General features: G+C 36.3%; 2 protein-coding genes. Both read left to right on the top strand.

Annotation, left to right across the window (positions count from 1 at the left end; genetic code table 11):
- On the top strand, positions 1-556 hold a 556-nt coding region (locus J3U57_RS12425; protein ID WP_323849476.1), incomplete at its 5' end, for a ShlB/FhaC/HecB family hemolysin secretion/activation protein.
- A 105-nt stretch (positions 557-661) separates the two neighbouring features.
- On the top strand, positions 662-7,966 hold a 7,305-nt coding region (locus tag J3U57_RS12420; RefSeq protein WP_267344952.1), incomplete at its 3' end, for a filamentous hemagglutinin N-terminal domain-containing protein.

Here is a 7,966-nt window from a genome sequence, read left to right as displayed (position 1 = left end):
CAATATTACCATCGATGCGGGTGTTACTTACCAAAAAGGGGTTCGTTGGTTTAATGCAAAAAAAGCGCCGGAAGAGTACAACCCGCAAGACAATGGCAGCGCCTTGTCAGATATTTTCTTAGTTAACTTTTCTACTAATGTCCCTTTCACCTTAGGTGAACAGCACTTTCGCTATCGTGTAGATTATCAGGGGCAATATACGCGTGGCTCACACTTAACTTCACCAGACCAGTTTTCTATTGGTGGGCGCTGGAGTGTTCGGGGCTTTGATGGGGAGTTAACATTAAGAGCGGACCGCGGTTGGTATCTTCGCAATGAACTGGCCTGGCAAGTTCCCTTTAATCATGAAACCTATTTAGGTCTTGATACCGGTGAAGTATCGGGTGGTAAAAGTGAGTATTTGCTAGGGCGGCATTTAACCGGTGGTGTACTGGGATTACGGGGAAACAATTATGGTTTTTACTATGACCTGTTTGCCGGCATGCCAATTCGCAAACCGAAAGGTTTTCAAACCAATCCGCTGGCATTAGGCTTTAGTGTGATGTGGAATTATTAGGTTGAATAACAAGATGTACGTTGTGTTATGTGTATAACTAACGGTGAATAAATAAAAAATATAAATATAAAGATAAAGATGAAGATAAGGAATAAGGAATAGATTATGAATAAGCGCTTATACCGAATAATTTTTAACAAAAAACGTAATATGCAAATGGTGGTTGCTGACATTTCGAAAACAGCAAATGGTCAGGCAAAAACCACCACAGATACGCAACAAACAGCGATTGAATCTATTTTTGCAACGCTAAAACCGATAAGCTTATTCGTGTCTATATCGCTGGGTTTTGTCACGCTGACTTCGCCGGCTTATGGCAGTCAAATAGTGGCGGATAATCAGGCGGGCCGCCACCAACAACCGATAGTGATATCAGCGGCGAATGGTGTGACACAAGTCAACATTCAAACCCCGAACAATAAAGGGGTATCGCATAACAAATACAGTCAATTTGATGTATCACAGCAAGGTGCGATATTAAATAACAGCAGTAAAATCAGCCAAACGCAAATTGCGGGTTATGTACAAGGCAATGAGCTATTAAATAAAACCGGACCAGCAAAAATCATATTAAACGAAGTCAATTCACGTAATCCCAGTCAATTAAACGGGGTGGTTGAAGTTGCCGGTCAAAAAGCGGAGGTTATTATTGCTAACCCTTCCGGCATCACCTGTAATGGTTGTGGTTTTATTAATGCCAGTCGAGGGACCCTCACCACCGGTAAACCGATTATCAATAATGGTGAAATAAATGGTTACCAGGTTGAACAAGGGCACATAACGGTAACCGGTAAAGGGCTTGACAGTTCCGGGCAAAACTATACCGATTTGATAGCACGTACGGTATCGATTAACTCGGCAATATGGGCCAATGAAGCGAATGTGATCACCGGTCGTAATCAGGTCAGTTACGATACACAAACTATCATGCCACTGGATAACGCTACTGACAACAAACCGGAAGTCTCGATTGATGTTTCACAGCTTGGTGGAATGTATGCCAATAGTATTCGTATGATTGGTACCGAAAAAGGGGTGGGTGTGCATAATGCCGGTGAACTCGGTGCCAGTGCCGGCAGTATTGTTATCAGTGCTGATGGTAAAATCACCAATCAAGGTGCAATTCAGGCTCAACAAAGTATTAATTTCACCAGTCAAAATGATATTGTTAATCAAAAACACATTAATAGTCGACAATCTATTCAACTCACCAGTCAAGGCGCGATAGTTAACGAAGGGAATATTGTCGCTAAGAAAAATGTCGACCTTAAATCTAAAACCATTAATAGCACATCAACAAGTTTGCTTGCAGCAGGTATTGATGAAGAAGGTAAATTAACACAAAAAAGTGATATTATTGCACAGGCTGAAAATATATCACTAACAGGTAAAAACCTAGCCGGTCAACGCATTAAAATTGATGCGCAAAAAAGTGTTGATTTAACAAATAGTCAAAATGTTGCCCAAACAGTCACTTTTTCAGCTGAAAACATTAATATTAGTCATGCAAAAATAAACAGTGAACAAGAGATTAATTTGCATGCAACTTATTCTATTGATAGTCGAAATATCCAAGCTAAAACCCAAACCCGTTATGTGGCAAAGGCGAAGTTAATTGACAATCAACAATCGACAATATTAGCGAATGACGATATCACATTTAGTGCTGATAAAATTAATAATGCGCAATCAAAGCTAAATGCGGGTAAAGGCATTTATTTTAATGCGCAGTATGCTATTGATAATGACCATGCAACGCTGTTGGCTGAAGGTGCAATTCACTTACAAAGTCAAGATATCACTAATAATGATTCACTTTTAGTCAGTAATGATCAGCTACAAATAAAAGCCGATACCTTAGCAAATCGCCAGTCAATATTACAGTCAAAAAAATATCTCAACATTGATAGCGTATTTTTTGATAATCAACAATCTCAGTTATTAACAGAAGATTCACTCACGATTAATGCAACACATAAAGTGAATAATCAACATGCGAGTTTAAGTGCCAAGGGGACTATCAATATAGCGAGTAAATATGTTGATAACAATGCCGCTACATTCATTTCCGAAAATGCTATCAAAATCAATGTGCAACAATTCTTCAATCAATATGCAAAACTGACCGCATTAAACGGTATTTTTATTGATGGACAACAAATAGACAATCAATCAGCAGAATTAAAAACAAATGGGTATTTGTCTATTAATTCAACGCAATTAAATAATGAGTCAGCCAAGTTGATTGCTGTTGATGATGTAAATATGAACTCGTCATCAATTAATAATAGCAATACAAACATTATCACAACCGGTAAACTTAGCCTTCATGGTAAGGATATTAATAATGAGCAAGCTAATATTCAGGCAGCTAAATTAATATCAATTTATGCCAATAACATCAATAATGCTTCTGCACTATTACTCACTAATGCAAGTTTAGAGCTCAATGGTGAAAGTATTAACAATAATAATGCTGAGCTTAATGCAAGTGATCGTATCATGATTACTGCCCAACAATTATTCGCCAATCAAGGATTAATTGCGAGTAATGGTAATATTGATATCAATAGCCATACGATTGATGCCCAACAAGTAAAAATTAAAGGCAAACAAGGTATTGAACTTAACGCAGATAACAATATTGATGTTACAAATGGATTAATTATTAGTGAAAAACAGGTAAGTATCAATGCTGATAATATCAAATTAAATACTGCAACTTTAAGTGCTAAAGATGATATAGCTATCACTGCGGTTTCACAATTAGACAATAATGATTCGAAATGGATCAGTGAAGGCAAGACAACAGTCAACACACAAATATTCAACAATCAAAATTCATCTATATCAAGTTATAAAAACATTTTATTTAAGACGCTTAATTTAAACAATATCAATAGCCAATTACTCAGCTATGGTGCAATAACGTTAAATTCAAACATCATTAACAACCAAAATGCGCTTATTAATGCATTAGCAAATATTCAGATTTTAGCGGATAAAATTAATAACCAGAACGCACAAATTATAGGTCAAGATTCAATAGATATCCATGCTAACACGCTGAATAATCGTGATATTGCTCTACAAGCTGCTAAAGCACTATTAATGGTTGCAACGGAGAGTATGGATAATAGTCATGCCACCCTTATTGCAGGTGAACAACTTAAACTTGCAGCGCAGCAGATTGATAATAACAATGCAAAAATTAAATCTGCACATGATCTTGTCATGCAAGCAACAAACATTAACAACCAACAATCGACGATGATAGCAGTGGGTAATGTGGTATTTGATGCGAAGGATTTATTAAACAATCAGCAGGCAGACATTCGAGCTCAAGGACAAATGGAGATGAATGCCAATGTGATTAATAATTACAATAATCTATTGGCAGCCAGCAAATCTATCACACTTAATGCAAATGAATTAAATAGTCAATCCGCGACGTTAAAGACAGATGACTCGCTGAATATCAAAGCAAAAAAAATCGACAGCTCATTATCCAAATGGGTGAGTCTAAATAAAATAACTGTTGAAAGTGAAGACATAAATAATCAAAAAGCAATAATTAAAACGAATAGTGATATTTCAATCAAAACAAATCGAATCAATAATGATAATGCGACCTTAATTGCTGGCGGTGAAATTTCGTTTTACGTAAACGAACTGTCTAATCAATTAGCTTATTTCAATGCCGATAAAGCTATTCACATTCAAACAAATCAACTTAATAATCAAACAGCAACGTTGATTTCAAATGATTCAATAGAAATTGATGCAGCGAATACCAATAACCAACAAGCAACGTTATCAGCCAAACAAAATATCATTGTAAAGAGTGACGAGATAAACAATCAACAGGCGTTATGGTTAGCGGATAACGTTATTAAAATCAATGGTTCCAACCTTAACAACCAAGATGCTGCCTTACAAGCTAAAGGTGGTATGCAAATCAATGTTAACGGTAATATTAACAATGAAAAAGCGACATTAGTCGCAGGTCGAAATGGTCTTATTATTCATGCGAACGATTTAGATAATGAGGCAGCAGAATTAAGTAGTAAAGGTCTTTTATCAATTACAACCAATAGTGTTAATAATCATCGAGCGCAATTAATTGCAGAAAGTGATTTAAATATTCAATCCAATGAGATCAATAATCAATCTGCGGATATACAAGCTAAAGGGGAGTTAGCGCTCAATGCAAAAACAATGAATAATAATGAGGCAAAACTGCTGAGCGTAGGGAATATTATTCTAAATGCTGAGAATAATTTAATAAATAACTCAGCGCAGCTGACAGCCTTGCAACAAATAAAATTGCAAACGCAAGGCACCATCGATAACCAACATTCAACATTAATGGCTAATCAAGGCATTTTCATAAAAGCTGATACGATTAACAATAGTGAATCCAAACTGGAAACAGCCAGTTTACTAAAAATAATTGCAAATGATGTAATTAATTATCATGCAATACTTAATGCGGATCAAATTGAGTTAGAAAGTCAGGCACTTGATAATCAATTGGCTAATTTCATTGCTAAAAATATCTTAAATATCCAGGCAAACAATGTAATCAATAGTCAAGCCTATTTATTAGCAAAAGATATTGCCATTGTTGCTAATCAATTAACCGGCGATGGAGAGCTGCGTGCTGAAAATAGTATCATTTTAAATTTGATGAATGGTTTTAATAATATAAAAAGTTTGATTGCCAACAATCAAATATCAATTAAAGCCAATCAAATTAATAACCAGGGTAAAATTTCTTCTGGCCAAAGCGTCACATTGACTAGTGATATTGGCAAAAACACACAAAATGGCATTATTGAATCAGAAAAAATTGACATTAATGGCAACAGCTTTGTTAATCAAGGTTTAATTGATGGTGAAGATGTTAACATTGATTTAACACAACAATTTGATAACCTTGATGCAGCACGCCTATATGGTGATACCATTCATATCAAAGCAAATGAAGTGAATAATAAAGCTGCTGCATTAAACAGCCCAATTACCCCAACGATTGCCGCAAGACAATCCCTGCTTTTGGATGTGAATACGATTAACAATACTAATCATGCCTTGCTCCTAAGTTTAGGGGATATGCAAATCAATGGTAAAACATTAAATAATCATTCGGCACGAATCGAAAGTACTAACAATATGCGATTAAATGTTAGTCAAATTAACAATATTAATGATCATATTGAAACAGACGACGTGTTAATTAGTAGCCAACCGATTACCGAATATACCCCTATGGGTCATGCAAGGCGTTTTAAACCGGAAGAAGTCACCATTAGAACGAGCCCTAAAAAACGCCATCGATATCCCGTATTACATTCTAATAAGGGTGAGTTTGGTAGCACGTATAAATATCACGAATATCGATATACAAAAAATATCTATGAAACAAAAATTAAAGTGAGTGAGCCTGCAGAAATTATTTCTGGCAATGATCTGATTATTCAAGCTCATCATATTGAAAATGATAATAGTAAAATATTGGCAGGCAATAATTTATTGGTTACAACCGATACGCTCAACAATTATTCACTGAAAGGTAAACGAACGATTACCGATATCGGAACACAAATTTGGCATTACCGAAATAAACACAATCACAACGGTAAAGCCGTATACACGACAGGGGAAGATGAATCAAAATATTTTAACCAATCGATAACCACTATTGATCTTCAACACGCTAAAATGGAAGATCATACTAATATCAATAACAGTAAGCTTACCCCAACCGAGCGTGAAACTATTCATGTTGCAGCAGGGCAAGCTATCCAGACCATAAATAAAGATGTTAAAGCTGATCAACAGCTCGATGGTTTATCTGATTCACTTATTGCAAAAGGTAAAGAAAATGGTGACATAACCATTGCTGAAGCTAAGCCCATTACTGACTTATCGCAAGGCAAAACAACCATTAAAACCGAAAAAGTTGATAACCAAAATACATCCGTTATTGATAATAACGTCAATCAACACCCGTCTATTGATTCGGTGAATAAACAACAATATACCGAATCGATCAGTTATACCGAACCAAATACCAGCCTACCTAAAAACAGCATTTATATTGTCAATAAAAGCCCAGAGTCCAACTATTTAATTGAAACGGACTCTCGCTTTACCAATCGCAAAAAATGGTTAAGTTCAGACTATATGCTTAATCGCCTGCGAGTTGACCCCAATAACATCCAAAAACGGCTGGGCGATGGCTACTATGAACAACAGCTCATTCGTGAACAAATTGTTACGTTAACCGGTCAGCGATATTTAGGTGATTATTCAAGTGATCTTGAACAGTATAAAGCACTAATGGACGCAGGTATTGCGTTTGCTGAGCACTATGGATTACCAATTGGCGCCTCACTTTCTGCTGACCAAATGCGACTACTCACTACCGATATGGTTTGGATGGAAAGTAAAACCGTCATTGTTGATGGTCAAGCAATAACGGTACTGGTGCCTCAAGTTTATTTGGTTAATCACGCACGAGTGAATGCTGACGGTGCACTGTTAGCTGGGAAAAATGTGACTGTGTATGCAACAGATGATGTTGATTCATCAGGCCTAATTTTAGGTAAAAATCGTGTGGCGATAGCAGCGAACAACGTCAATAATCGCGGTACGATTGATGCTAATTCAATCGTGATTAATGCCAAAGATAGTATAAATAGCAGTGGTAAATTTAATGCTGATAAATTAGTTTATCTATCAGCCAACAATGATATTAATTTAAACAGTACTACATCAACGACAGCATCTTATTATGAGAAAAACAAAAGTATTAATACCGTTATTGATCAAGTCTCGAGCATTAATGTCAAAGATGGTGATATTAGCCTAAAAGCGGGGCATGATATCAATCTGGGTGCTGCGTTACTCACTAATGGCGGAGAAGATGGAAAAACCAATCTTATTGCCGGTCACGATATTAATTTATCAACCTTAAAAACAGAAAGTAAGCAAGAAGCATTTTGGAATAAAAACAACTACCGCAAAGTTGATATTGAGAATATTGTCGGTAGCGAAATTTTTACCCAGGGTGACTTGAACTTAATAGCGGGTAATGATATTCGCATGAAATCGGCGGATATCGCAAGCAATCAATCATTAAACTTACTTGCGCAGCATGATATTGATATTAGCAGCGACCAAGAGCGGTTAAGCCTCTCTGAGCATCATAAATCGGCGTCTAAAGGCTTACTCAATAAACAATCGATTACCGAACATACAGAAATAGATAACACAACACAAAAAGGCAGCTCACTATCAGCTAACAGTATAACCATTGATGCTGGCAATAATTTAACCGTAACCGGTAGTCAGGTAGTTGGTACCCATGATGTCAATCTCTATGCCGATAAAGATATTACGGTT

The sequence above is a fragment of the Gilliamella sp. B3464 genome (assembly GCF_026536145.1).
GTDB lineage: Bacteria > Pseudomonadota > Gammaproteobacteria > Enterobacterales > Orbaceae > Gilliamella.
This window is presented reverse-complemented; position numbering and strand designations above follow the sequence as displayed.